This window comes from Arthrobacter sp. TJ-170, from assembly GCF_058269305.1.
This window is the reverse complement of the sequence record NZ_JBZCNL010000006.1, coordinates 134,382-158,118: the sequence shown is the minus strand read 5'-3', so window position 1 is coordinate 158,118 and position 23,737 is coordinate 134,382. Positions and strand designations below refer to the sequence as shown.

Annotated in this window: 25 protein-coding genes and 1 tRNA gene; 9 read left to right on the top strand and 17 right to left on the bottom strand. The window is 62.4% G+C overall.

The window, feature by feature from the left end:
• Position 1 precedes the first annotated feature (1 nt).
• The 7 genes from AC4D1W_RS12605 to AC4D1W_RS12575 form a co-directional block, all read right to left on the bottom strand.
• A complete protein-coding gene (locus tag AC4D1W_RS12605; RefSeq protein ID WP_490891861.1) occupies positions 2-1,306 on the bottom strand; it encodes an ABC transporter substrate-binding protein in 1,305 nt (434 codons plus the stop codon).
• Between the two features lie 58 nt (positions 1,307-1,364).
• On the bottom strand, positions 1,365-2,300 hold the full coding sequence (locus tag AC4D1W_RS12600) for a carbohydrate ABC transporter permease (protein WP_490891863.1): 936 nt from the start codon (positions 2,298-2,300) through the stop codon (positions 1,365-1,367).
• Positions 2,290-3,234 (bottom strand): carbohydrate ABC transporter permease, encoded by a 945-nt coding sequence (locus AC4D1W_RS12595; protein WP_490891864.1) that lies wholly within the window; start codon positions 3,232-3,234, stop codon positions 2,290-2,292. The genes AC4D1W_RS12600 and AC4D1W_RS12595 overlap by 11 nt, the downstream gene beginning before the upstream one ends.
• Before the next feature lie 200 nt (positions 3,235-3,434).
• Complete coding sequence (locus AC4D1W_RS12590) at positions 3,435-4,055, bottom strand: flavin reductase family protein (RefSeq protein WP_490891866.1); 621 nt, start codon at positions 4,053-4,055, stop codon at positions 3,435-3,437.
• Between the two features lie 26 nt (positions 4,056-4,081).
• Positions 4,082-4,561: an SRPBCC family protein gene (locus AC4D1W_RS12585; RefSeq protein WP_490898958.1), complete on the bottom strand. Its 480-nt coding sequence runs from the start codon at positions 4,559-4,561 to the stop codon at positions 4,082-4,084.
• Entirely contained in the window at positions 4,558-4,914 is a 357-nt protein-coding gene (locus AC4D1W_RS12580; protein ID WP_490891868.1) for an ArsR/SmtB family transcription factor, read from the bottom strand. Before AC4D1W_RS12580 ends, AC4D1W_RS12585 begins: the two co-directional genes overlap by 4 nt.
• 74 nt (positions 4,915-4,988) lie before the next feature.
• Positions 4,989-5,825 carry an SDR family oxidoreductase gene (locus tag AC4D1W_RS12575; protein WP_490898957.1) on the bottom strand — a complete coding sequence of 279 codons (837 nt, stop codon included), beginning with the start codon at positions 5,823-5,825 and terminating at the stop codon, positions 4,989-4,991.
• A 65-nt stretch (positions 5,826-5,890) separates the two neighbouring features.
• Here AC4D1W_RS12575 and AC4D1W_RS12570 point away from each other — a divergent pair, with 65 nt between their 5' ends.
• Entirely contained in the window at positions 5,891-6,748 is an 858-nt protein-coding gene (locus AC4D1W_RS12570; RefSeq protein WP_490898956.1) for an SGNH/GDSL hydrolase family protein, read from the top strand.
• Positions 6,749-6,772: 24 nt separating this feature from the next.
• On the opposite strand, the gene AC4D1W_RS12565 is transcribed toward AC4D1W_RS12570, so the two are convergent.
• From AC4D1W_RS12565 to AC4D1W_RS12555, 3 genes are all read right to left on the bottom strand, one after another.
• Entirely contained in the window at positions 6,773-7,111 is a 339-nt protein-coding gene (locus AC4D1W_RS12565; RefSeq protein WP_490891872.1) for a DUF3140 domain-containing protein, read from the bottom strand.
• Between the two features lie 153 nt (positions 7,112-7,264).
• Positions 7,265-8,938: an alpha-amylase family protein gene (locus AC4D1W_RS12560; protein ID WP_490891873.1), complete on the bottom strand. Its 1,674-nt coding sequence runs from the start codon at positions 8,936-8,938 to the stop codon at positions 7,265-7,267.
• Positions 8,938-9,894 (bottom strand): TIGR03885 family FMN-dependent LLM class oxidoreductase, encoded by a 957-nt coding sequence (locus AC4D1W_RS12555; RefSeq protein ID WP_490891875.1) that lies wholly within the window; start codon positions 9,892-9,894, stop codon positions 8,938-8,940. Before AC4D1W_RS12555 ends, AC4D1W_RS12560 begins: the two co-directional genes overlap by 1 nt.
• Positions 9,895-10,043: 149 nt before the next feature.
• On the opposite strand from AC4D1W_RS12555, the gene AC4D1W_RS12550 reads away from it, so the two are divergent.
• The 5 genes from AC4D1W_RS12550 to AC4D1W_RS12530 all read left to right on the top strand — a co-directional run bounded on the left by AC4D1W_RS12550 (position 10,044) and on the right by AC4D1W_RS12530 (position 15,011).
• Positions 10,044-10,937: an SDR family oxidoreductase gene (locus AC4D1W_RS12550; protein WP_490891876.1), complete on the top strand. Its 894-nt coding sequence runs from the start codon at positions 10,044-10,046 to the stop codon at positions 10,935-10,937.
• Positions 10,938-11,280: 343 nt separating this feature from the next.
• A complete protein-coding gene (locus tag AC4D1W_RS12545; protein ID WP_490891877.1) occupies positions 11,281-12,162 on the top strand; it encodes a manganese catalase in 882 nt (293 codons plus the stop codon).
• Positions 12,163-12,303: 141 nt separating this feature from the next.
• Positions 12,304-13,332: an iron-containing redox enzyme family protein gene (locus tag AC4D1W_RS12540; RefSeq protein WP_490898955.1), complete on the top strand. Its 1,029-nt coding sequence runs from the start codon at positions 12,304-12,306 to the stop codon at positions 13,330-13,332.
• Complete coding sequence (locus tag AC4D1W_RS12535; protein ID WP_490898954.1) at positions 13,281-14,297, top strand: glycosyltransferase family 2 protein; 1,017 nt, start codon at positions 13,281-13,283, stop codon at positions 14,295-14,297. Before AC4D1W_RS12540 ends, AC4D1W_RS12535 begins: the two co-directional genes overlap by 52 nt.
• Before the next feature lie 213 nt (positions 14,298-14,510).
• Positions 14,511-15,011, top strand: coding sequence for a DUF456 domain-containing protein (locus AC4D1W_RS12530; protein WP_490891883.1), 501 nt, complete (start codon positions 14,511-14,513; stop codon positions 15,009-15,011).
• A gap of 17 nt (positions 15,012-15,028) precedes the next feature.
• Here the strand turns inward: AC4D1W_RS12530 and AC4D1W_RS12525 are convergent, their stop codons facing one another.
• The 3 genes from AC4D1W_RS12525 to AC4D1W_RS12515 are packed head-to-tail and all read right to left on the bottom strand — an operon-like array spanning position 15,029 to position 18,175.
• Complete coding sequence (locus tag AC4D1W_RS12525) at positions 15,029-15,151, bottom strand: hypothetical protein (protein WP_490898953.1); 123 nt, start codon at positions 15,149-15,151, stop codon at positions 15,029-15,031.
• 46 nt (positions 15,152-15,197) lie between these two features.
• Positions 15,198-16,676, bottom strand: coding sequence for a S10 family peptidase (locus AC4D1W_RS12520; protein ID WP_490898952.1), 1,479 nt, complete (start codon positions 16,674-16,676; stop codon positions 15,198-15,200).
• A 32-nt stretch (positions 16,677-16,708) separates the two neighbouring features.
• The gene (locus tag AC4D1W_RS12515; RefSeq protein WP_490898951.1) at positions 16,709-18,175 is read right to left on the bottom strand and encodes a DHA2 family efflux MFS transporter permease subunit; all 1,467 of its coding nucleotides are present in this window, start codon (positions 18,173-18,175) and stop codon (positions 16,709-16,711) included.
• 69 nt (positions 18,176-18,244) lie between these two features.
• Here AC4D1W_RS12515 and AC4D1W_RS12510 point away from each other — a divergent pair.
• Together AC4D1W_RS12510 and AC4D1W_RS12505 are read left to right on the top strand one after the other, a co-directional pair.
• Positions 18,245-18,317: transfer RNA gene (locus tag AC4D1W_RS12510), tRNA-Ala, on the top strand.
• A gap of 189 nt (positions 18,318-18,506) precedes the next feature.
• Entirely contained in the window at positions 18,507-18,968 is a 462-nt protein-coding gene (locus AC4D1W_RS12505; protein WP_490898950.1) for a MarR family winged helix-turn-helix transcriptional regulator, read from the top strand.
• A gap of 62 nt (positions 18,969-19,030) precedes the next feature.
• Here AC4D1W_RS12505 and AC4D1W_RS12500 read toward each other — a convergent pair whose 3' ends face one another.
• From AC4D1W_RS12500 to AC4D1W_RS12490, 3 genes are read right to left on the bottom strand one after another with little or no spacing between them, the layout of a single operon-like run.
• Positions 19,031-19,705, bottom strand: a complete 675-nt coding sequence (locus tag AC4D1W_RS12500) for a DUF3618 domain-containing protein (RefSeq protein ID WP_490898949.1) — start codon at positions 19,703-19,705, stop codon at positions 19,031-19,033.
• Entirely contained in the window at positions 19,702-20,151 is a 450-nt protein-coding gene (locus AC4D1W_RS12495) for a phage holin family protein (protein WP_490891890.1), read from the bottom strand. The genes AC4D1W_RS12500 and AC4D1W_RS12495 overlap by 4 nt, the downstream gene beginning before the upstream one ends.
• Positions 20,151-20,915: a hypothetical protein gene (locus AC4D1W_RS12490; protein WP_490898948.1), complete on the bottom strand. Its 765-nt coding sequence runs from the start codon at positions 20,913-20,915 to the stop codon at positions 20,151-20,153. The genes AC4D1W_RS12495 and AC4D1W_RS12490 overlap by 1 nt, the downstream gene beginning before the upstream one ends.
• A 200-nt stretch (positions 20,916-21,115) precedes the next feature.
• Between AC4D1W_RS12490 and AC4D1W_RS12485 the strand changes: the two genes are divergently transcribed.
• On the top strand, positions 21,116-21,358 hold the full coding sequence (locus AC4D1W_RS12485) for a CDGSH iron-sulfur domain-containing protein (RefSeq protein ID WP_490891892.1): 243 nt from the start codon (positions 21,116-21,118) through the stop codon (positions 21,356-21,358).
• 70 nt (positions 21,359-21,428) lie between these two features.
• Here AC4D1W_RS12485 and AC4D1W_RS12480 read toward each other — a convergent pair whose 3' ends face one another.
• Positions 21,429-23,570, bottom strand: coding sequence for an FG-GAP-like repeat-containing protein (locus AC4D1W_RS12480; RefSeq protein ID WP_490898947.1), 2,142 nt, complete (start codon positions 23,568-23,570; stop codon positions 21,429-21,431).
• Between the last annotated feature and the right edge of the window lie 167 nt (positions 23,571-23,737).

The following is a 23,737-nucleotide window of genomic DNA, read 5'->3' as shown; positions in this document are numbered from 1 at the left end:
GTCAGCCTGCGCTGATCATGCCTTCGATTTCGGCAGTCAACTGTTCGGAGGCCTGCTCCGGAGTGAGGTTGTCGAACAGGACCTCACCGACGTAGCGGACGATCGTTTCCTGCACGTTCCCTGCACCAACGGGTGAAGGCTTCGGTGAATCGGAAACCTCCGGAGCGATCTCCTCGAGGAAGGTAACGACGGTCTGCTGGGACTCGTCCAGCTTGGGCTCAATCGCGGTGGCCATGTCCGGGTTGGCGGGGACGCCGCGGTCAACGAGCATCTTCTCGGCGGCTGCAGGGTCATTCGCAAGGAAGTTCACGAAGTCGGCTGCTGCTGCCTGGTCGTCCGACTGGCTGGAGATGGACCAGTACATGGAAGCCTTGTAGTACATGCCGTTGTCTTCGGCGTTGCCGCTGGGTGAGGGAATCCGAAGCATGCGGACGTCATCACCGGTGGCAGACCGGAGGGCACCCAGCTGGTTGGACCAGTACCAGCCCATGGCGGTCTTTTTAGTGGGGAAGTTTTCGGCTTCGAAAGTGCCCGCAGCGGCCTCGGTAAACTGGGCAGCGCTGACGCCGCCGCCGGTGTCACGGACGTTGAGCAGGTGTTCGAACCAGGATGTCAGGGTCTCCTGCGAGTAACCGACCGTGCCCGGCTCGTCCTCGTTGTAGAGCTCCTCCCCGTTCTGGCGGAGCCAGATCCGCAGGTCCGCGTCCAGTGCGCCGTAATCGGTTCCCTTGACCTCGCCCAGCTTTTCGCTGATCTCGGCCGAGATCTCGTAGTAGTCGTCCCAGGTCCAGGTGGTGTCATCCGGGATTTCGACACCGGCCTCGGCAAAGAGGTCTGCATTGACCATCACGGTGTAGGCGTTCTGTCCGGTGCTCAGCCCGTAAACGCCGTCCTCGTAGCGGCCAAGGTCCAGAGCGGACTCAGGGAACTTGGACAGGTCCAGATTCTCGAGTTCGGTGAGGTCAGTCAGGGCGCCGCGGCCCGCATACTCCATGATGAACTTCTCATCCATGGTGATGACGTCGGGCGCGTCTCTGCCGGCCGTCGTCGTCGCCAGTTTGTCCCAGTAACCGGAGAAGTCCGAGAATTCGCCGGTGACGGTGACGCCCTCGTTGTTCGCTTCGTAAATGTCGATGATTTCCTGCGTGGCCTCGTGGCGGGGGTCTGATCCCCACCAGGAGAACCGGAGGTTGCCGTCACCGGCGGCTTCGTCGCCGCCGCTGCCGCAGGCGGCCAGGGATGCGCCGAGCACCACGGCCATGGAGGCCGCTGTTACGGCACGGAGGGGTCGGGAGAACTTCCTCATTGAATTTCTTTCCTAACTATCTGTTGTCTGTCGAGTTTTGCTTTTCAAACAGGGACGGCTATTTGATGCCGGTGGTGGCGATGCCCTTGACCAGGTACTTCTGACCGAACAGGAACACCAGGAAGACGGGCAGGAGGGAAACGATGGACATGGCGAACATGGAACCCCAGGAGGATGTTGCGGTGCTGTCCACGAAGGACCGCAGGGCGACCGGCACCGTATACATGTTCGGGTCGGTCAGGTAAATCAGCTGGCTGAAGAAGTCGTTCCAGGTCCAGATGAAGGTGAAGATGGTCGTTGTCGCGAGGGCGGGCACCATCAGGGGGAGGATGATGCGGGTGAAGATCCGCACGTGGCCGCAGCCGTCGATCCGCGCTGCTTCATCCAGCTCCTTGGGCAGCCCGCGAATGAACTGCACCATGAGGAAGACGAAGAACGCGTCCGTGGCCAGCAGCTTGGGAAGCACCAGCGGGATGAAGGTGTTCACCCAGCCCAGCTCGGAGAAGATGATGTACTGCGGCACGATGATCACGTGGATGGGAAGCATGATCGTCATGAGCATGATGGCGAAGAGCAGGTTACGGCGGCGGAACCTCAGACGGGCGAAGGCGTAGGCCGCCATGGAACAGGACACCAGGTTGCCGATGATGGAGCCGATGACCACGATCATCGAGTTGATCATGTAGTGCCCGAATGGTGACTGAAGTGCGTTCCACCCTTGGGTGTAGTTGCTGATCTCGAACGAGGTGAGCCAGAGGCCCGCCTCCCGGAAGATTTCGTCGTTCGGTCGCAGTGAGCTCACCAGCATCCAGAGCAGCGGGTAGAGCATGATGATGCCGAAGGCGGTGAGCGCAATGTGCTTGAGCAGTCGGCGTCCGGCGCTTCCGGTGACGTCCTCGTTACGGCTGCGGCGGCGGACCCGCGGCGGCTCGGGGGTCTCGTGTTGCCTGGTCGCAGGGGACGTAGTTGTCTGGGGCTCGATATTAGTCGTCATAGAACACCCACCATTTCGAGGCGATGAAGTTGATGAAGGTGAAGGCGGCAATGATGAGCAGGAGCAGCCATGCCATGGCTGAGGCGTAGCCCATATTGAAGTTGCCGAAGCCCTGCTGGTAGAGGTACAGGGTGAAGAACATGGTCGAATCCGCTGGGCCGCCCGTTCCGCCTGACACGACGAATGCCTGGGTGAAGGACTGGAAGGCGCCGATGATCTGCAGGACCAGGTTGAAGAAGATGATCGGGGTGAGCAGCGGGACGGTGATGGTGGTGAACTGCCGCACCTTCGATGCGCCGTCCATGGCCGCTGCCTCGTAGTACATCGACGGGATCTGGCGGAGGCCCGCCAGGAAGATCACCATCGGAGCGCCGAACGTCCACACGTTGAGCACCATCAGTGTGCCCAGCGCCGTGGAGGGATCGGCAATCCAGCCCATGCCCTCGATGCCCACAAGCGCCAGGAGCTGGTTGATCAGGCCGGAGGTTCCGAAAATCTGCCGCCACAGAACTGCGATAGCGACGGAGCCGCCAAGCAGGGAGGGCAGGTAGTAGACCGACCGGTAAAAGCTCAGGCCCCGCATGCCGCGGTCCAGGACCAGTGCGAGCGCCAGCGCTGCGATGAGCTGGAGGGGTACGGAGACGAAGACGTAGAGGAAGGTGACTCCGAGCGAGTTCTGGAGACGGCTGTCCTCAAACATCCGCATGTAGTTGTCCAGCCCGGTCCATTCGGGGGGCTGGAGCAGGTTGTAGTCAGTGAAGGAGAGGTACAGCGAAGCCGCCATCGGGCCGATTGTGATGACCACCAGGCCGATCAGCCAGGGTGCCAGGAACAGGTAGCCGGCCCGCTCTTCCTTCTTTTCCGCATCGGTCAGCTTTCGCTTCTTTCCACGCGGCTCTTTTTTCAGCCGCGACATCTCACTCAGAGCTGACATGGCCGGTCCTTTCCGCGATCGCGAGGGCGCGTGATCGCGCCGTCGCGCACGCGTCGCTGGGAGGCTTCATCGGGAACCTTCTGTCCGGTTGTAGGGCAAATGCTTAGGTCCGAGAAAACGCTTTCTCGGGATTGCACTTGACCCTAGTGTGTCATCCGCCACACGTCAAGGAAAACGTTTTCTGACGTGACCGGGAACTGTCACACTCCGCCCGGGAAGGAGTCCGGCCAGTCTTCCACCCGGATCCTGTTGATCTGTCGGACATCACCGAGCGTGCCCCATTCATTGCGCCCGAGCCGTGACAGCGGCTTGAGCAGATCCACGCGCGGATGGTTTCCGTCGAGCACGTGTTCGGAGACTGCCGCGTGCACTACCTCACCCAGAACCAGGGTGCAGTTGCCCACGGGGATCAAATTGTGCAGGCGGCATTCCAGCGCCACGGGTGATTCGTGGACCCGGGGGGCGCCTACAACGGTGCTCGGCTCGCGTTGCAGACCCGCGGCGTCGAACTCGCTAACCTCCGGGCCGAATGCCGTGGCCGTCGCGTTGACTCGTTCGAAGAGCTCCTCCGAAGTGAAGTTCACGGTGAATTCGCCGCGTGCGCGGATGTTGCGCAGGCTGTCCTTTTCTCCCACCGATGTGAACTGGATGATCGGCGGGTCCGTTGACGCAACGGTGAAGAAAGAATGCGGCGCGAGGTTGTCTACGCCGCTCTCGGATTGGGATGCCACCCACGCAATGGGCCGCGGCACCACTGTGGCGGTCAGTAGTTTGTAGAAGGCGCCAGCTGAAAGTTGGTCACGGTGGAAGTCCCTGCGCATGTACCGAGCGTATGTTGCGGCGGGGGTTAGCGCTCGCCACCGAGCAGTTCTTCGAGGCGCTCGTAGCCCTCGGTCATTCCGCCTTCCATCCCGGACTGCGCCATGCCGTCCCGAGCTTCCTGGGTGGGGTACACGGAGTGGCCCAGCAGTTTGGAGCGTCCGCTGCCCAGATCCTCGAACCGGAGGAATTCAAGGCTCACGACGTCGGGATAGCCGTCGAATTCGAACGTCTGGATGGCGAACTCGTTCTCCCGGACAGTGTGGAAGACGCCGCTGAAACCGTACGAAACGCCGTCGGGGCCGGTGTGGGTGTAGTGGTAGCTGCCGCCGCTGCGGAAGTCGTAGTGGTCCACCTCCGCGGTCATGCCGCGCGGGCCGAGCCACTGGGGAATGAGGGCGGGGTCCCTGTGTGCTTCGAAGACTGCCTCGACCGGGAAGTCGAACTCCCGCTCGAAGTCAATGAAGGGGACGCCTGCAGGGACGGAGAGTTTGAGTTGGTTGCTCATGATTGATCCTTGGGTGCGCGGCCGTTTCTGGCCCTGGATTCGAGTAGATCATCGAGTGCGCGGAACTGGCTCTCACGTACAAGCCTGTACTGGTCAATCCACGCGGTGAGCGCCTCCAGTTTTGCGGGGTTCAGGTGCACTGGGCGACGCTGCGCATCACGCGAGCGGGTCACCAGTTCGGCCTGTTCAAGAACCTGGATGTGTCTGGAGACCGCCTGCTTGGTGATGTTGAATGGCGCGGCCAATTCGTTGACGGTTGCCGGGCCACGGCTGAGGTGGGCAATAATGCTGCGGCGCGCGGGGTCCGCCAGGGCCATGAAAGCCCGGTCGAGATGGTCCGCCTCCGATTCCATTGTCAACCTAATCCTTTATCAACGAACTGGTTGAATACAAGGATAGACCTGACCGCGAAAGGGGTCAAGGGTTTCTAACGCTTGAGCAGTTCTTCCAGGCTGGTCGGTTCCGATCCGGTCAGGTCCCGGACCACCGTCGTCGTGCTTTCCAGCTGCCCGGAAGCGATGGCGGTGTACGTACTCACCCACGCGTCCAATTGCCAGTCGGGCACACCGTAGGAAGCACGGGAGGCGTAAGCCTCCTCGACCGTTTCCTCCTCATACCGGGTATTGCGGCCGGTCACGCGGGTGATGATGGCCGCGACCTCAGTGAGGGAGAGGGCTTCAGGGCCGGTGAGATCGTAGGTGCGTCCAACGTGGGCCTGTGGATCCTTGAGAACGACGACGGCAGCGCGCGCCACATCAGTCCGCGCCACTGCCGCTACCCGGCCGTCTCCTGCCGGTCCGCGCAGCACGCCTTCATCTCCCGCGAAGAGGGGCAGGACGTCGAGGTAGAAATTGTCACGCAGGAACGTGTGGCTCATTCCGGAGTCTCGGATGTGCTCCTCCGTTGCCCAGTGGTCCCGGCCCAGCGTGAAGGTTGCCTCAGGACCGGCGGCAAGGAAAGAGGTGTAGACGATGTGTTGGACTTCGGCTTCCGCGGCGGCGTCGATGAAGGTGCGGTGTTGATCCACGCGGTCTTCTGCCTCCGAGCCCGAGACCATGAAAAGCACCTCGCTGCCGCGGAGTGCATCAACGGCCGCCTCCCGGTCGGAGTATTCGGCCCGGGCGACCCTCCATCCCGGGAGATCCGGCGCCCGGGCAGGGTCGCGCACGATGAGTTTTTGTTCGTATCCTGCGTCGGACAAACGGCGGGCTACTTCCCCGCCTACGTGGCCGGTGGAGCCGGTAACCGCGATTCGTGGAGTCATGCTGGGTGGAGCGTTGAGTCCTGTCCGGATATTCCGAATTCACCGGGACTTTTCTTCACCGACACATGAGCGATGAGCCGGCGTCGTCCGTCTTCCCTACCGTGGAGCGGGTGTCCAGGCTGTTTGTCGCGATCGGTGATTCCTTCACGGAGGGTGTGGGGGACTGGGACTCCCGCTATCCCAACGGTGTGCGCGGATGGGCCGATCGCGTGGCGAAACAGCTGAGCAAACAGGACCCCACCTGGCGCTACGCCAACTTTGCCATCCGCAGCAAGCGGCTTCGGCAGATCATCGACGAGCAGCTGCAGCCCGCGCTCGACCTCAACCCTACGGTTGTCAGCGTTTATGCGGGCGGCAACGACATCCTCGAACTGCGCACCAGCATTACGCCCCTCATGGAAAGCTACGAGGAAATGGTGTCGCGCATCGCCGGAGCCGGAGCCCGACCGCTCCTCTTCACCGGATTCGACGTGCGGCTCCACCCGGTCCTGGAACCGATGCGACGCCGGAACTGGACCTACAATGATCACGTCCGCCGGATCGCTGAAACCTACGGCGCACTGCTCGTGGACTATTGGTGTTTCGACGAGTACCACGACCCCAGGCTCTGGGATGTCGACCGCCTCCACATGTCTCCGGCGGGCCACAAGAATATGGCCGCCCACGTGCTGCGCGTGCTGGGCGTCGATCATACCCTCACGTCTAAACCCCTCCGTCCCCGGCAGCGGTTCACCGTCGCCGAACTGCTCCGCAGGGAGTCGGCCTGGTGGGGCGAATGGGTGATCCCGATGTTTGGACGGCGCCTGCGCAACGTTACGCTCGGGGATCATCTTGAGCCGCGGTGGCCAACACCCATCCGTCCGGCTGAGGGACTGAAGCGATTGGCCGCTTCCGGGAGCGCTCACCTGGCGTCCCGGGACTAGGCCAACGGCGGCGGGCCCGTCGGCTCAGTCCTTCAGCGGGTCGTGCCCCCAGTTCATGAGCGAGTAGCGCCACTTTGAATGTTCGACGTCGGAGGACGGCTTCTGCGCAAGGTGCCGGTGAACGTAGCCAACCACCTTGCGCATGTGTTCAATGTCCGAGTCTGTCAGGTCGGCCTTCTTCGTGGACAGGATCTTTATGATGCGACGCCCGGACGCATGCCCAACCGATTCGCCGCCGTCGTCCTTCTGACCGACCTCCTGAGACTGATTCGTGTCCAGCCACTGGTCCAGCTCAGAAGCGGTCATATTGACCGCTTCCTTCCAGTCATCCCAGACCCCGTCAATGCCGGTGTTGTCACCCATGTCTACTCCTGCCCTCGTACACTGGTTGCATCATGACTTTCATCAACAAGTACCGCGTCCCGATTGTCTGGCTCGTCGTCATCGCTATGGTGGCCTCCGTTGGAGCAGGCTTCTTCGCCACCATCTTCTAGGCAGATCTGCCCGCTGAGGGCGTCACCACAACCGTCCGCTGCCCGGCGCCTGGATCCGCAGCCAGCGGTACCCGTATGGCGGCAGGCTCACTTTGAGGTCGTCGTCCGGTTCGATTTCCGTCTTCCTGTCCTCCAGTAGATCGGTGAGCGCGCCACCTCCGCGGGGCACGTCTCCGGCCTTGAGGGGTACTACAAAGTCCGCCGACTCATCAGAGAAGTTGTGGAAGAGGAACAGCGTATTGCCCTCCCAATCACAGCGATGGGCAAAGACGGCGGGATTGGCGATGTCGATCAGGGTGAAGGAACCCCACCCGAGTTCGGGACACTCACGATAACGCCGGATCAGCGTACCCATGAATCGAAGTAGCGATGAGCGGTCACGGCGGGACGCTGCCACGTTGACTTTTTCGGGCCCGAATTCGCCCTGGACAAGAGGAGCAACAAGCTTGTCCGGTGGCGCGGAGGAAAACCCGGCGCTGTCCTCGTCGGTCCATTGCATGGGCGTGCGCACGGCCATCCGGCCCTTCGCCGCCAGGTTTTCCCCCATGCCGATCTCTTCGCCGTAAAACAGCACGGGAGTGCCGGGCAGGGAGAACAAAAGCGAGTAGACCATCCGCATGCGCTGCTGATCGCCTTCAAGCATGGGAGGAAGCCGGCGCTTGAGGCCGCGATCGAAAATCTGCATGTTCTTCTCTGGTCCGAAAGCTTCGAACACCTCCTGCCGCTCTGAGCTCATCAGCTTGTCCAGTGTCAGCTCGTCATGATTGCGTACGAACGTTGCCCACTGGCTATCCGGGTCGATGGTGGGCCGGTCGGTGAGTGCCCGCGCCAACGGGCGGGCATCCCCGCGAGCCAGGGAAAGATACATCTGCTGCATTGTCACGAAGTCGAACTGCATAGTGAGTTCGTCCGCGGCATCGCCGAAAAATTCAGCCTGCTGCTCGTAGGGGAGATTGACTTCGCCCAGAAGGACGGCGTCGCCTGCCCGCCGTGAAAGGTACCGGCGCAGGTCCCGCAGGTAATCGTGCGGATCCCCAGCCTGTTTGTCGATACCCCGGGTCTCCAGGAAAAACGGAACAGCATCCACGCGGAATCCGGAGAGGCCCAGTTCCATCCAGAAGCCGATCGCCTTCGCGATTTCGTCGCGGACTTTCGGATTCGCGACGTTGAGGTCGGGCTGGTGCGAGTAGAAGCGGTGCAGATACCACTCGCCCGTCTTCCGGTCCTTGCTCCAGATCGAGTTTTCCTCGTCCGGGAAGACCACCTCGCCGGACGTATCCGGCGGTTCTTCCGACCGCCAGACGTAGAAGTCGCGGTAGGGGTTGTCCTTCGACGAGCGTGCCTGCTTGAACCAGGGGTGCTGGTCCGAAGTGTGGTTGACCACCAGGTCGGCGATGACCCGCATCCCGCGGTCCTTGGCGGTCCTGATGAACTCGACCACGTCGCCCAGGGTGCCGAGCCGTTCGTCCACCCCGTAGAAGTCAACGATGTCGTACCCGTCATCGCGCTGGGGAGATGGGTAGAAAGGCATGAGCCAGACGCACGTGACACCCAGTTCCGCCAGATAGTCCAGCCGCTGGGCGGCACCGGCAAAGTCTCCGACGCCGTCACCGTTGGAATCGCAGAACGTCTCGATGTCAAGGCAGTAGACGACCGCATTTTTCCACCAGAGGTCAGCGGTGTCGGTGATCCGCATCAGCGCACTTCCGGGAGGACGTGCTCGGCGAAGGCCTCGATGAACGGCTTCTGTTCTGTTCCCACATAGTGCAGGTAAAGCTCATCGAAACCAAGGTCCGCGAACTCCCGGAGCCGCTGGGCATGCGTGGCGAGATCGGCTGAAATCTGTACGGTGTCCCGAAGCTCCTCCTCGGTAAGGTCCCGGGTGGCTTCCTCAAAGTCGGACGGACGGGCGAGGTCCCATGTGGTCGGCGGCTTCACACAGTTCGAACTCCACTGCCTGTAAGCAACGTCCACGGCCTCCTCCTCAGTAGGCGCCCAGGACAGGTGTACCTGCAGGATGAGTTTCCCCTGACCGCCGTTGTCCCGGTAGGCGTTGATCATTTCCGTCAGCTTCTCGTGCGGCTGGTTCACTGTCACCAGGCCGTCGGCCCACCGTGCGCTTCGGGCGGCCGTTTCGACGCTCACCGCCGGCGCGATCAGCGGGGGCTTTACCTCCGGCGCATCCCAGAGCCGGGCCTGCTCCACGGTGACCAGGCCGCGGTGCGTGACTTCCTCGCCGTCGTGCATTCGCCGGATGATGTCAACACATTCTTCTATTCGCCGCTGGCGCTCCTCCTTGGGCGGCCAGGGATCCCCCGTGATGTGCTCGTTCAGGTTCTCTCCGCTGCCAAGGGCAGCCCAGAACCGACCCGGGAACATGCTCGCCAGTGTGCCGCTCGCCTGAGCAATGATGGCCGGGTGGTAGCGCTGCCCCGGAGCGGTTACGACGCCGAAGCGCAGCCTGGTGGTGGCAAGCGCGGCCCCCAGCCAGGACCAGGCAAAACCCGAATGTCCCTGCACCTCGGACCACGGTTCGAAGTGGTCGGAGCACATTGCGGCGTCGAAACCGGCCTGCTCCGCCAGCTGGACATCCTCTAGGAGCTGTCCCGGCGCGATCTGTTCGTGGGAGGCGTGAAAGCCGATGAGGGGCATACGGGGGCCTTTCCTTGGGTGGTGCTTGAACGCTTGAGCAGGTCCGTCCTAGTGTGATCAGCAGGCTTAGCAATACCTTTTGAGCCTATCTGTACTGCAGGTGGCCCTCAAGGGTGCTACCAGAAACTTCCACGTACCAGGAGGAACGCATGAGTGATCAGTACACATTTCAGAACCCCGTGACCCGTTTCCCGGAAATATCGCCACCCAAGCAGGACCAGCCGGAACCCGGGCTGGACCGCGACCTCGAGCCGCAGAGTGACCGCGGTGAAGAGTCGTACCGTGGCATGGGCCGCCTGGAGGGCCGGAAGGCTCTTATCACTGGAGCGGATTCAGGGATCGGCGCGGCAGTGGCGATCGCGTTCGCCCGGGAAGGCGCCGACGTCGCGCTTTCCTATCTGCCCGAGGAGGAAGCCGACGCCGATGAGATTGTCCGCCTGATCGAGGAGTGCGGGCGGACCGCGGTCAAGCTTCCCGGTGACATCAAGGACGGTGAGTTCTGCAAGGAGCTGGTCACGCGGGCGGTGGAGGGCCTCGGCGGTCTCGACATCCTGGTCAACAACGCAGGCAAGCAGATCGCGGTGGAGCGCCTTGAGGACCTGGACGACGAGCAGCTCGACCATACATTCAAGACCAACATCTACTCGTTCTTCCGCATCACACGCGAAGCGCTGCAGCACCTGCCGGCTGGATCGAGCATTATCAACACCACGTCGATCCAGGCGTACAACCCGTCGCCGACCCTGCTTGACTACGCGAGCACCAAGGCGGCAATCAACAACTTCACCAAGGGTCTCGCGCAGCAGCTTGCTCCTCGCGGAATCCGCGTGAACGCCGTCGCGCCCGGTCCGTTCTGGACGCCGCTTCAGGTGTCTGACGGGCAGCCGAAGGATGCGTTGCCCGAGTTCGGAAAGTCCACGCCGCTGGGTCGCGCCGGCCAGCCTACCGAACTGGCACCGGCCTATGTGTTCCTGGCATCGCCGGAGTCGAGCTATGTGCTCGGGGAGACCCTCAATGTCAACGGCGGAAGCCCGACACCGTAACCTGCGGGCTGCTGGCGGTTGGTGCCGGGAATGAACGCCCCGGGTAGTGCCCGGGCGGGACCGCCTCAGTCGGGGAAACGTGGCGGTCCCGCTCGGGGGGCTCTGGGAATACCAGTGCCGGCAGGAGGAGCCGGTGGTCTCGCCCGTCTCTGTCCTGCTCCATCAATATGACGGCCGCACCTTGGGAATTTCTTGGAGAAAATTCCCAGAAAAATAAGCGTGCTTACTGCTTCCCCTCAAGTGGGAGGGCGGGTTAACGTCGAAAAACATGGTTCCGTGTTCTCCAGCCCGTACAGATGAGTTGGCCGTCCAGGCCCGGAGCCACAATCGCGGAGGTATCCCCGTGTTCTTCCACAAGCAGGAATTGCAGTTCAAATCCACACCCGACAAGCCTGACGCCGTTTACGCAAGAAAGCTGCAGGAGGTCCTCGGCGGCCAATACGGTGAAATAACCGTTGCCATGCAGTACAGCTTCCAGGCCTGGAACACGCACATACCTGGCAAATACCGGGACCTGCTCTTCGGGATCGGCGCTGAAGAGTTCGGCCACGTGGAGATGCTGGCGACCATGATTGCCCAGCTGCTGGAGAAGGCGCCTCTTGGCATCACCGACGACGCCGTCCAGTCTGACCCCGCCATTGCCGCCGTCGTTGGCGGTACGGACATGCAGCAGGCAATCGTTGCCGGCGCCGGTGCGCGTCCCGTGGACAGCATGGGTAACCCATGGCAGGGCAGTTACATCACCGCCAGCGGGAACCTGCTGGCGGACTTCACAGCCAACGCCAATGCTGAAATGCAGGGCCGGCTGCAGGTCGCCCGGCTTTACCATATGACTGACGACCACGGCGTGCGGGACATGCTTTCCTTCCTGCTGGCGCGCGACACGATGCACCAGAACCAGTGGATGGCAGCCGCTCGCGAGCTTCAGGAAGAAGGGGCGGAGAATTTCCCCGTCCCCAGCAACTTCCCACTGAAGAAGGAAGAGCGAAGCGTGTCCTACCAGTACCTGAACTTTTCGGACGGCAAGGCGGCGTCTGAGGGGTCCTGGGCCTCCGGACCTACTCCTGACGGGCACGGCGAATTCACTTACCACGACGGTCCTACGACGTCGGCTCCCATGCCGCCGCCTACGCACCCCGATTCGCGTTTTTATGGAACCACGGAATTGCCGAACACCATGGAGAAAATGGCCGGCAGCGTGCAGGACAAGCTGCACAAGGAATAGGACTCATCCCTCAGCGGGCAGCCCTCTCACTCAGGTGCGGGGGCTGCCCGATGTTCGCACCTACCCAAATAGACAGTAGGCTTAGCACTGTGTGGTTTTAAGGGGACGACGACGTCGTCCACCGGGTAGGAAGGTTGTGCCATGAGGAGTCCCGAAGCGCGCGGAATCGCGAGCAAGGCTTTGCTGGAGTTGCTACCGCAGGAACCGAACGCCGAGGGCATAGACGCCCTGCACGGAGCGGTACGGGCTGCACTTGGAGGTTCCCCGGCAATACTGTCGGATGACGATCTCCAACTGACGCTCTTCTGTCTCTACGAACTGCACTACAGCGGTATCGACGGAGTCCACGCCGACTGGGAATGGGAGCCTGGCCTCATCGGGATCCGCCGTGAAATTGAGCGGGACTTCGAAGCGGCTCTGCGTGCCGCCGTCGACCTTCCCTCGCTGGAACCGCGCGACAGCGACGGCGTGGCCGCCGTTCTCTTCGAGCTGGCCGCTGCCGATACCGGCCCGAGCGTTTCGCGATTCGTCGCCAGGAAGGCCACCCTTGAACAGGCCCAGGAATTCCTGATCCACAAATCCATTTACCAGCTGAAGGAAGCCGACCCCCACACCTGGGCCATACCCCGCCTGAGCGGCCGGGCAAAGGCAGCCATGGTCGAAATCCAGGCTGACGAGTACGGTGGCGGGCGCCCCGACCGCATGCATTCCACGCTGTTCGCGCGCACCATGCGGGGGTTGGAACTCGAGGACAGCTACGGACACTACGTTGACGCTGTCCCTGCCCTTACACTCGCGTCCACCAACATGATGTCCATGTTCGGGCTGAACCGCAGGCTCCGAGGCGCCATAGTGGGCCACCTGGCAGCGTACGAGATGACCTCATCCCAGCCCAACCGCCTGTATGGCAACGGATTCCGGCGGCTTGGTTTCGGCGAGGACGTCACCTGGTACTTCGACGAGCACGTCGAGGCCGATGCCGTCCACGAACAGATTGCCGGTCGGGACCTCGCCGGCGGTCTGGTGGAAGCGGAGCCGGAGTTGCTCGAGGACGTGTACTTCGGGGCCTCCGCTGCCCTCACCCTCGACGGCATGCTCGGTGAGCACATCATGGCCGCATGGGAGAAAGGTCAGTCGTCGTTGCGGGCAACCGCACCCGCACCGGTATGACCGGGCCCGCGGCGACCTACATCCTGCCGCTGCGGTGGACTGAAGACAGCGGGATTGAGGCGCTGGCAGCCTACCTCGATGAGGTGAGGCAGTGGGCCGAAGTGCTCGTGGTGGACGGATCGCCGGACGGCTTGTTTGCTCATCACGCGGCAGTCCTCCCGTCCCGGGTTCGCCATCTTCGCCCACGGTTCGCCTGCCGAAACGGCAAGGTGGCCGGAGTGCTTACCGGGCTTGCCGACGCCTCGTGTGAGCGGATCATCATTGCCGACGACGACGTCCGCTACGACGCCTCCACATTCCAGCGCGTTATCGACCTGTTGGATGAGGCCGACATCGTCCGGCCCCAGAACTACTTCCTGTCTCTGCCGTGGCACGCCCGCTGGGATACGGGCAGGACGCTGCTGAATCGGGCTTTCGGCTCGGACTTCCCCGGCACCGTCGGCGTGCGCCGATCCATTCTGAGTGCGACCGGCGGCTACGACGGCGACGTTCTGTTCGAAAATCTCGAGCTCCTCCGCACGGTGCGTGCAGCAGGCGGGCTGGAACTGCGTGCGAATGACCTGTTCGTGGGCAGGGTCCCACCTCCAGTGGGGCACTTTCGCCGCCAGCGAGTGCGGCAGGCCTATGACGACTTCGCCCAGCCGCCCCGGCTGCTCCTGGAACTGTCCCTGCTTCCCACGCTCATCCTGCTTGTGCGACGCTACGGTGCGGTCTCCTGCCTGCCGGCAGCCGCCGTCGTCGTTGGTTTGGCAGAGCTGGGACGGCGACGGTGGGGCGGCAGGCAGGTTTTCCCGGCTGCCGCTCCGCTGTGGGCGCCCCCATGGCTGGCTGAGCGGATGCTGACTGTCTGGGTCGCGCTGGGTCTGCGCCTGACCGGCGGAGTGCCCTACTCCGGCTCAAAACTGACAAACGCAGGCAACTCCCTGCGGATGCTTAGGCGAAGGCACACGCCGGCGCGAGCTTGAGGGTTATTGCCGATCGCGTTGTAGTCCGTGCGGTCAATCCTGCGGTGGTACCGCATGCCGGCCAGTCCGCCCAGCACGGCGCCGGCCAAGCTGCAAGCAGCGCCACGACGACGGCGATGATGCCGGCCGTGGTCAGCGTGCCTTCATTCAACGGCCAGTATTCCGCCGACGTGGAAACAAGGACGCCACCCCGGCGGTGGCATGCTTGGGAGCATGGACTGGGAAATTCTTGTGACCGTAATCTGCGGGCTGGCCATTGCGGTTGGAGTGGCGGGCGTGGTCATTCCGATCCTGCCCGGCAGCATCCTGATCATCGTGGCGCTACTGGGGTGGGCACTCGCAGTAACGAGCGGTCCCGGTTGGGCTGCGCTCGCGGTGGGCGGCGCATTGGCGCTGGCGGGGCTGTTGGCTGGGACCATATTGACCGGGCGCAAGTTGCGTCAACGCAGGATCCCCGGGCGCTCCATCACCATTGGCCTGGTCCTCGGCGTGGTGGGCATGTTCGTTATCCCCGTGGTGGGACTGATCGTCGGCTTCGTCGTCGGTCTGCTGCTGAGCGAAGCCGCACGACTGCACGATTTCGGCGCCGCCCTGTCTTCGAGCGGTGCCGCGCTCAAGGCTCTGGGTGTTGGGATTTTGGTGGAACTCCTGCTTGCGTGTGCGGCGGGCAGCGCATGGGTTCTTGCCGTGTGGGCGCATTTCGCCATGCGCTGACCCGCCTGACGCTTCGCTTACCGCTTGTAGCCGCGGTTCTTTCCTCGGCCGTACTTGGAGTTGGTACGGCCCTGCTGGCGCTTACCGAGCACTTTCGAAGCAATGACCGGTGCGAGCATCCAGAGGATCTTCTTCAGCATATTGTTCCGCCTTTCGAGGAATGGACCTCCATAGTAAGCACACTGACTAATTACCTGTCGACCGGAAGGAGACGAATTCCCCGAGGGTGGTGAGCTGAGCGAGTCTGCATTCGGGCTTGAGGTACATCATGTGGCCGGCCTCGTGATAGTGATGGGAAATCCGGGCTCGCGCGTGTTCATTGAGCGCCATATGTGCGAACACGTACTCAGCTGCGAAGTGCGGAGTAGCGCCGTCCTGATATCCGTAGTCCACGTGCACCCGCAGCGCCGGATTGTGGACCATAAGGCGCTCGAGTACGTCGCTGACGTCAACGGGTGCGCCTTCGAAGGTCCGGTAGCTCCACGGTTGAACCCGTGCGGTGAGGATCTCGTAGGGAAGGTCGTTTTCATACCCGAGTTCGGCGCGTACGTAGTGGTTGATTGCCGCCGCAAATGGCCCGGTAATGGCACGCATGCTCGGATCATCCGTTGAGCTGGAGGACTGCAGGTTGGCGGGCGGAGCGGTGAATCGACCGTCAATCCTGCCCACTACCAGGCCCTCTGTCCTAAGCAGTTCCGCGGCGAATTCGTGGTACTCCCAGCGCAGGTTGGTGCGCCGGATGAAGGCCTCATCGAGGGTGGTGAGGGCACTGAGGCGGGCAACGGCGTCGTCGTATTCGGACTGTGTCAGCCGCGCGCCCTGGGTGAGGGCATACCCGAAGTCGCGGGAGGCGAATTCCTCCGCTTCACGAACCACGTCCGTTAGGTCCCTGCCGGGATGGCGGCCGTGATAGTGCGCAATCGCTGCGTAAGTCGGCAGGTGGAGCGCGTACGGGGTGTCGCTGCCGGGGAAGAACCGAAGGGTGGACATGTTCAGCACTGTCGAAATGAGTCCCAGTCCGTTGACTGCCATGCCGTAGGCGTCGAACAAGCGTCCTGCGACGGCAACCGCACGGAGTGTTCCATAGGACTCACCGACGAGGTACTTCGGCGAGAGCCACCGGTTGTTGCGCGTGGTCCAGAGGCGGATGACTTCGGAGACGAGGTCACGGTCTTCGATGAATGCGTGGAACTCGTCGGTCTTCTCGCCCTCGATGACCCGGGAGAAGCCGGTGCTCACGGGATCAATCAGGACCAGGTCGCTGTGTTCGAGCAGGGTCTCAGGGTTGTCCACAAGGCCGAAGGGTGGAGGAGTCATGGCGCCGACGTCGCCTGAGTCCACCCTGCGTGGGCCCAGCAGGCCGAGGTGCAGCCAGACCGACGAGGAGCCTGGCCCACCGTTGAATGCGAATGTGACCGGGCGGCTGGAGTCGCTGTTGTCCTTCGTGTATGCGATGACGAAGATCTCCGCCTTCGGTTTGAAACCCTCGGACTTGCCGTCCTTGGTCTCTTCACGGCGCAGCACGAGCCGCCCGGTTGTTGCGGTGTACGCAAGGCCTGAGGGCGTGGTGTGCTGCCGTGTCACGAAGTCGTCGCTGACTTCCTTGACAGCGGCCGGCTCACTCTTCTCGGCGGTGGTATCTTCGGTTGCGAATTCTTCAGCCATGACCCGAGCCTAGCGGTGGTTACGGAAGGCAACTACCCCCGTTTAGAGGTTTGCATGGTGTGGCCGACGTCCGCGCTCCACGGCTGATGCTGTTCGGGGCGGGCGAAGAAGAGGGCCGCAACCAGGCCGATGACAATAACCGTTGCCGGCAGGAGCAGCGACTGCCCCATTGCCGCAGCGTACTCCGCGGCGCGCTCCGGTGCGTCCACCGCATTATTGGCGACGAGCCGTGCCTGCATAATCGCCGCGATACCGGCGCTGCCAATCACGGCTCCTACCTGCCGTGTGGTGTTGTAGACGCCGGAACCCGCGCCGGCTAACGACGGCGGGAGGTTGCGTGTGGCTGTCAATGAAACTGGAGCCCAGATCCCTGCACTCGCCAGACCGATCAGCGCGATTGGCAACGTCAGGAGCCAGATCGGTGTATCCGGCCTGAGCAGCGACGCCAGCCAGAACAGCGCAACCGCCATGCCCGTAAACCCGAAGATGGCCATGTATTTCGGGTTGCCGCGCTGGACGAGTTTGCCGACGAAAGGAGCGAGCACACCGGAGATGACCGCCATGGGAACCAGCAGCATCGCAGCTTCCGTGGGGGACAGGTTGCGGACGTTCTGGGCATAGAGCATCAGTGGGAGGCTCATGGTGGTGATAGTGAAGCCCATCGACGATATTGCGGTGTTAGCCAGTGTGAAGTTGCGGTCGCGGAACAGCTTCAGAGGGATGAGCGGTTCCTTGCGGTTGAAGCGTTGCCAGAGGAGGAAGGCGCTGAACAGGACTGCTCCGGTGATGATAAGGGACCATACGGAGATTGGCCCTGCGATGGGGCCCCAGTTGTAGCTCTCGGCCTCCTGGATACCGAATACCAGGCAGAACATTCCTGCTGCGCTGAGAATAACTCCGAGGAGGTCGAAAGAGTGGCTATTGGTGGTTAGCTCGGGAACGTACCGGTAAGCAAGCACCAGGCCGATCACGCCCACCGGTACGTTGACGAAGAAGATCCACTCCCAGCCGAGAGTGTCCACCAGCACCCCACCCAGGATTGGGCCCACGAGAGTGGCTATGCCCGCGACGGAACCCCAGAGACCCATGGCAGAGCCGCGCCGGTCGGGTGGGAAAATCCGGGTGATGACAGACATTGTCTGTGGTGTCATCAGCGCGGCGCCCAACCCCTGGACCACCCGGGCGAGGATGAGCAGCTCGATGGTGTCGGCAAAGCCGCACAGGGCGCTGGACACAGTGAACACGGCGAGACCGGCGAGGTAGACCCGCCGGGGCCCGAACCTGTCACCCAGCCTTCCCGTGATGAGCAGCGGCACGGCGTAGGCAAGAAGATATGCGCTGGTGACCCAGATGGCGCTGTCAATATCCGCTTCCAGCGACTCCATGATGGCGGGGGTGGCAACGGACACGATGGTTGAGTCGACAAGGATCATGAAGAACCCGATGACGAGCGACCATAACGCCGGCCATGCCCGGATCTCCGTAGCGGAGGAACGCATGGTTCGAGGGTACAACCGGGCCCGGACATTTGGTTTCACGCCGGGATGCTGGGGTATCTTTGTTGCTGCGGGGCCTTAGCTCAGTTGGTAGAGCGTTTCGTTCGCAATGAAAAGGTCAGGGGTTCGATTCCCCTAGGCTCCACTTGTTTCCCCTGGTATCACTGGGCAGTTTCGGGTTGTTCCAATAATCGATATACCCAACGCGCCGCCGTCTCCCGGCTTGCCCGGTGAGTAAAACGCATCGTGCGCTAAACAGTGGTAGGAAAGAAACCATCCGTGGGCTGACAGGCTGCGAATTCCTAAGTCCGAACCACGATGAAAAGAGGTGGAGATGTCGGAAACAGATCTTTGGAGCACCGAAAGACTGCTGACCACCGCCGCCCGCCTCACCGAAAACGCCTGGAATGAACGTCTCCTCGCGATTGGAATAACTCACGCGGCCTTCATTGCTTTGCGCTCGATCGAGGCGAAGGGTCCGCTGTCCCAGACCGAGCTGGCGGAGCAGTTGCACGTCACAGCCCAAACCGTCGGCCGAACGCTGGTTCGCCTGCAGGACCAGGGGCTGGTGTCGCGCCAGAGCAGCGAGAATGACCGGCGAACGTTCGTCGTGAGCCTGACTCCACGCGGCAGTTCCCGGCTCTCTGAGGCCGAGCACCACGAACGGGAATTTATGCAGGACCTGCACCGTGCTTCTCCGGAACTGCGGCGGCTCTTGATGGAGCTGATCGAGGATCTGCTGCCCTCCCGGCCCGATCCGGCGGCAGCGGTCCAGCCGGAAGGAACTCCTGAATAAACAGAACAGGCCGGTGGCGCTGCATGTTTTTCATGCAGCGCCACCGGCCTGTCGAGCGTCAGTTACGGTGTGCTCGAGCTGTCCTTGACGTTGGACTTGGCATCCTGCGCGCGGTCCTTGACGTCGGACGCTGCGCTTGTGCCCTCTTCCTTCACCGTGTTGGCCGAATCGGTGGCGGTCTCCTTCACAGAGTCCATCGCCTGCTGTGCCGGCTCCTTCATATCCTCAGCGACCTGCTTGGCTGCGTCAGAAACTTCGGAAACGAGCGGCTGGGCCTTCTCCTTGACGGTTTGAGCCGCCTGCTTCTCTTTCTCGCTTGCGGGGATCAGCGATGCTGCAAGCAGGCCCGCACCGAATGCGATCAACCCGGCGGCGAGGGGGTTTCCCTGCGTCTTCGAGGTAATGCGCTGCGGTGCTGACTGAACGGCCCCGCCGGCCTGGTGCATTAGATCTCCCGCGGAGTGGGCTTTGCCCTTGGCCGAATAGGAAGCGTCCTGGGCGGAACCCGCCACGCTGTTTTTGGCGTCGTGGGCCGTGCCCATCACGCTGTCCTTGGCGTCCTGGGCCGTGCCCATCACACTGTCCTTGACATTGCCCAGCTTGCTTTTGACCTTGTCGGTCTGCCGCTGGGCGATGTTCGACGGGTTTACCTTATCGGCAACCGCGTCTACATCGGCGCCCAGTTCGCTGCGGGTGCGTTCAATGTCCGCGCGGATCTCATCAGGTGTCTGGTTCATGGCGTGTGCTCTCCTGGTTTCAACGTAGGCGGAATTTCCTTGGCTGTCTCAGCGGTCTGCGGCATGCCCTTGATCGATTTCATTTCCTTCTTGCCCTTCAGAGCGAGGACCGCAGCGATGATTCCCCAGATCACTGCAACGATCACTGAGGCCCAGCCGAGGCTCTCGATGAGGTCTGCCAAGCCCCACATCAGGGCGAGGGAAAGAAAGAGAAGTACAAAGTGCCCTGCGACGGCAGCGCCGCTCAACATTCCAGCGCCCTTGCCGGCACGGGTTCCGGACTCGCGCAGTTCAGCTTTCGCAAGCTCGAGCTCCTGGCGCATCAGCGTTGACAGGTCACGAGTGACCTCGCTGAGCAGCTCTCCGAGGGATGCATTCGAACCGCTGTCAGAACTCGACGGCGGCGGTTGCGCCGCGTGCGATCCGTGAAGGTGTTGTTCAGTCATTATCGGAAGTCCCTCCCTGATTCAGTCCCGCTTGCACCAGGCTGGCTGAGCGGAGTGGTGGGGGTGACGGTCGGCGTCGTCGTAGGCGGCGCGACCGGCGGGGTGTCAATGCCGGCACCGTAGGCCGGTACGTCGGTTCCGTACTCGTCCGGGACCGGCGGGTAGGTAGCAACGTGTTGTCCGCCCTTTGCTGAGCCGGTGGGTCCGTCCGACGAAGGCGAGCCGCTCGGGCCCGAGCCGCCTGTCATTCCGCGGGTAAGGCGCCCGGCGACGAGGCCTGCGCCTGCGGCAATCAGCAGGAATGTTCCTGGACGGCGGCGGGCAAAGCCGGTGACTTCATCCAACAGTGATCCCGGATCCCGGCCCTCAAGCCAGGATGCGGCGCTGTCGGTGCGCTGTGCCACCTGCTGCACGAGCTGCTGGGCGGTGCCGCCCTCGGACTTGTCAGCCATGGACTTGAGTTCGTCGGTGAGGGAACGCAGGCCTTCGGTGACACGCTGCTGCTGGCTGCCGGCCTGGTCCTTCAAGCCTGAACCAAGCTCGCCGACCAGGTTCTTAACCTGTGTGCCGGCTTCATTTGCCACGTTCTTCGCTTCTGCCCCCGCGGTCTGTGCGACGCCCTTTGCTGCGTCCGCGCCCTGCCGCCCTACATCCTTGGCTTCATCCTTCGCAGCAGACTTAGTGGACTGTCCCGAGGTTGAGGGGTCCTGTGCGCCCGGCGTTGAGGTGACCAGCGGGTCTTCTGACCAGTTCGTTGTGCTCATAATGACTCCTTTATTGATGTGGAGGACTCCTGGGAAGTAAGTCATCGCATCTACACAATAAGCATGCTTAGCATATGACCACAAGACCGCAACGAAAACTCTCCTTCAACCGACGGGCTCGCCGGGTCCTGCGTGGACAGTCAGCTTAGTATTCTGATCGAGAGACGGCTAGGGTCGTAGCTCGCAACGAGGGAGACATCATGAGTTCACCATCCGCATCATCCGGGAACGATGACGTCAGTATCGTCGCCTGCCCTGATGGCCCCCTGTTGGTGAGGGGGGATGTCCCCATTGTGACTCCGTCGGGAGAGCCGGTGCCCCGCCGTCGTAAGACCGTAGCGCTGTGCCGGTGCGGTGCTTCGGCTATCAAGCCGTACTGTGACGGAACGCACAAGCTAATCAATTTCCGTACCGAGCCGGATTTGCCCGACACTCAGGAGTAGGGGCAAAGCGAAAGGCGGCCGGTACCGCTGGAAAGCGGTACCGGCGGCCTTCCGCTCGGAAACCTTTGGGTTACTCCGCTATGTACATGTCCTGCCAGCCCTTGCCGATCTTTTGCGAGCCGCTGAAGCGTCCCGTCCCGTTACCGGTGTAGAGGTACAGTTCGCCGTTGCTGCTGCGTGCGATCAGATCGGCGTTGGAATCCGAGCCCCACGGTCCGGGACCGGCGAATGCTGTCATCCCGTTCCAGCCCGAACCGATCTGCGACGCGGCGAGGAAGCCTCCCTTACCATTTCCGGGGTAGAGGTGCAGCCCACCTTTGGAGTCCCGGGCAACCAGGTCAGACTTCCCATCTCCGCTGAAGTCTCCTGTGCTCAACAGTGCGGTCATCCCACCCCAACCCCGACCGATCTGAGTGGGGGTACCCCAACCGCCCTTACCGTTCCCGGGGTAGAGGTGCATCGCCCCGTCGCTGGAGCGGGCAATAAGGTCGGCGAAACCGTCTCCGTTGAAGTCGCCGGGTGTCACCAGGGCGCTCATGCCACCCCATTTACTTCCGATCTGGGCCCCTGGCTTGACACCGCCGGTTCCAGTGCCGGCGTAGAGCCAGAGTCGGCCCAGGCTGTCCTGGGCCATGACGTCGGCGATACCGTCTCCGTCGAAGTCACCGGGGAGGAGGATCATTTTCATGCCGCTCCACCCGGAACCAATCTGCACCCTCTGTCCGAAGGTCCCCGAGGCCGTGCTCGGGTACAGCCAGAGCCGACCGGATGAGTCGCGTGCGACGATATCCGGGTTCCCATCCCGGTTCATATCGGTGCGCCCGCCGGATGTGGCGGAAGGAGTCGCGACGGGCTGCGGGTTTGTCGCGACAGGGAACGGGTTCGTATTGATGGTGACTGAAGCGCCAGTATCTGAGACGGAGTTGATCTTGACGGCTGTTCCAGCGTGCGTCATGAACGTGCTGCCGGCCTGCCAAGCCGTGTTTTCCGCATAGTAACCAGGGAACGGCTTGCTCGAGGGCATCAGGAGAACGGAAGACGCCGGTGTGAGGCCGCCGCTCTGTACAATTTTCACTCCCCGGTTGCCGTTGATTGCAAGGTTCTTGTCGAAGCCGACGGGAACGCGAAGCTCCAGGTAGTAGATCTCACCGCTCTTCGGATCCGTGAACTTCACTGCCCGGTAGGCGTTGGAACCGGCCCATGGTCGAAGAGTGTAGGTTTTACTGCCGGACGCAACGCCGACGTTGAGAATCTCATCCCCGCGCCCAAATCCGCCGTAGTCCCAGAAACTGGAGCTGATGACCGGGGTGTCGAACCATCGGGAAATGCCCATCAGGTCTGATGTGTCACCGTAGTGCCGGATTTCACACCCGGAGCCGAAGGCGGCGGTATCCGTCTGGCCGGTGGTGCACTGCAGCGAATCAGCGTGCATGAGGCCCAGTACATGGCCAAACTCGTGGGTGAGTACGTTCGTGGTGAAGTTGCTCAGCTGGGAGGTGTGAGGCATAAGGATACGGCCGCTGGTGCCGCTGCTGCTCCAGCCGTAGCCCAGGTAGCCCTCCTTCAACGCTGTGGGGGTGAAGACCACCAATGCGGTGTACGGGCTGTAGGTCCACTTCAGTTCTGCAGTGACCTTGTTCATGATCTGGTCGTAGGAATCAGTGGACTTCGCGGCCGTCTTGTGATTGACGACTCTCGACGCTACTGACATCGAAAGCCGTCCGTTGGACATGCTCTTCCAGTAGGCGCTCGATACGCCGATGGCGTTTTCGGCAGTTGTGAACGGAACCGTTGCGGTGCTGTCGGCCAGGTCTATCGTTACAAGCCGAACCTTGATGTCGCCCGCGCGGGACAGGGTGCCGCCGGCACCGAGCGGCGACGTGGCAGCGCCCTCGGTCTCTGCATCGTGTGAATGGGCATCGTGGGGTGTCGAACCGGGTGTCGAACCCTCGTAGGTATGGTCGGGATAGGACGGTATGCCGCCCGGGAAAAGTTCATGAATCTCGGCCGGCTCCGTCTCGGCCGGCTCCGTCTCAGCCGGCGCTGTTTCGGACGGTGCAACCCCGGAATCCGGGCTCTGCTCCGCGGAATGGGTTGCGGTCGGAGACGGCTGAACGGTCTGCGCGGATGCCGGGTACACCCCGACAGAGAGGCTGCCCGCCAGGAGCAGGACGCCGGCGAGGGCAGCAGTGAAACGCTGAAGTGAAGGCATGAGAGTCCTTGGTGGTACGAGTGGGTCGGGGCCCACGTCGCAGTCTTCCCCGACAGCGACAACCGGCCGCTCGCAATCAGCGGCGCTTTATAGCCCCCCACCAAGTATGGTTTATCAATCGCCGGTAAATCGCTGGGAATTTGCAAAGGATTATGCAAAGAAGCTCA

What these genes read in the sequence shown, in the direction of transcription:
- AC4D1W_RS12530 (WP_490891883.1), top strand. Translation starts at nt 14,511, where the DNA reads ATGGACTGGGAAATTCTTGTGACCGTAATCTGCGGGCTGGCCATTGCG.
- AC4D1W_RS12565 (WP_490891872.1), bottom strand. Translation starts at nt 7,111, where the DNA reads ATGGGTGACAACACCGGCATTGACGGGGTCTGGGATGACTGGAAGGAA.
- AC4D1W_RS12585 (WP_490898958.1), bottom strand. Translation starts at nt 4,561, where the DNA reads ATGAGCAACCAACTCAAACTCTCCGTCCCTGCAGGCGTCCCCTTCATT.
- AC4D1W_RS12535 (WP_490898954.1), top strand. Translation starts at nt 13,281, where the DNA reads ATGGGAGAAAGGTCAGTCGTCGTTGCGGGCAACCGCACCCGCACCGGT.
- AC4D1W_RS12600 (WP_490891863.1), bottom strand. Translation starts at nt 2,300, where the DNA reads ATGACGACTAATATCGAGCCCCAGACAACTACGTCCCCTGCGACCAGG.
- AC4D1W_RS12595 (WP_490891864.1), bottom strand. Translation starts at nt 3,234, where the DNA reads ATGTCAGCTCTGAGTGAGATGTCGCGGCTGAAAAAAGAGCCGCGTGGA.
- AC4D1W_RS12505 (WP_490898950.1), top strand. Translation starts at nt 18,507, where the DNA reads ATGTCGGAAACAGATCTTTGGAGCACCGAAAGACTGCTGACCACCGCC.
- AC4D1W_RS12520 (WP_490898952.1), bottom strand. Translation starts at nt 16,676, where the DNA reads ATGGCTGAAGAATTCGCAACCGAAGATACCACCGCCGAGAAGAGTGAG.
- AC4D1W_RS12575 (WP_490898957.1), bottom strand. Translation starts at nt 5,825, where the DNA reads ATGACTCCACGAATCGCGGTTACCGGCTCCACCGGCCACGTAGGCGGG.
- AC4D1W_RS12500 (WP_490898949.1), bottom strand. Translation starts at nt 19,705, where the DNA reads ATGAACCAGACACCTGATGAGATCCGCGCGGACATTGAACGCACCCGC.
- AC4D1W_RS12480 (WP_490898947.1), bottom strand. Translation starts at nt 23,570, where the DNA reads ATGCCTTCACTTCAGCGTTTCACTGCTGCCCTCGCCGGCGTCCTGCTC.
- AC4D1W_RS12550 (WP_490891876.1), top strand. Translation starts at nt 10,044, where the DNA reads ATGAGTGATCAGTACACATTTCAGAACCCCGTGACCCGTTTCCCGGAA.
- AC4D1W_RS12570 (WP_490898956.1), top strand. Translation starts at nt 5,891, where the DNA reads ATGAGCGATGAGCCGGCGTCGTCCGTCTTCCCTACCGTGGAGCGGGTG.
- AC4D1W_RS12560 (WP_490891873.1), bottom strand. Translation starts at nt 8,938, where the DNA reads ATGCGGATCACCGACACCGCTGACCTCTGGTGGAAAAATGCGGTCGTC.
- AC4D1W_RS12555 (WP_490891875.1), bottom strand. Translation starts at nt 9,894, where the DNA reads ATGCCCCTCATCGGCTTTCACGCCTCCCACGAACAGATCGCGCCGGGA.
- AC4D1W_RS12540 (WP_490898955.1), top strand. Translation starts at nt 12,304, where the DNA reads ATGAGGAGTCCCGAAGCGCGCGGAATCGCGAGCAAGGCTTTGCTGGAG.
- AC4D1W_RS12495 (WP_490891890.1), bottom strand. Translation starts at nt 20,151, where the DNA reads ATGACTGAACAACACCTTCACGGATCGCACGCGGCGCAACCGCCGCCG.
- AC4D1W_RS12525 (WP_490898953.1), bottom strand. Translation starts at nt 15,151, where the DNA reads ATGCTGAAGAAGATCCTCTGGATGCTCGCACCGGTCATTGCTTCGAAA.
- AC4D1W_RS12485 (WP_490891892.1), top strand. Translation starts at nt 21,116, where the DNA reads ATGAGTTCACCATCCGCATCATCCGGGAACGATGACGTCAGTATCGTC.
- AC4D1W_RS12580 (WP_490891868.1), bottom strand. Translation starts at nt 4,914, where the DNA reads ATGGAATCGGAGGCGGACCATCTCGACCGGGCTTTCATGGCCCTGGCG.
- AC4D1W_RS12605 (WP_490891861.1), bottom strand. Translation starts at nt 1,306, where the DNA reads ATGAGGAAGTTCTCCCGACCCCTCCGTGCCGTAACAGCGGCCTCCATG.
- AC4D1W_RS12515 (WP_490898951.1), bottom strand. Translation starts at nt 18,175, where the DNA reads ATGCGTTCCTCCGCTACGGAGATCCGGGCATGGCCGGCGTTATGGTCG.
- AC4D1W_RS12490 (WP_490898948.1), bottom strand. Translation starts at nt 20,915, where the DNA reads ATGAGCACAACGAACTGGTCAGAAGACCCGCTGGTCACCTCAACGCCG.
- AC4D1W_RS12590 (WP_490891866.1), bottom strand. Translation starts at nt 4,055, where the DNA reads ATGCGCAGGGACTTCCACCGTGACCAACTTTCAGCTGGCGCCTTCTAC.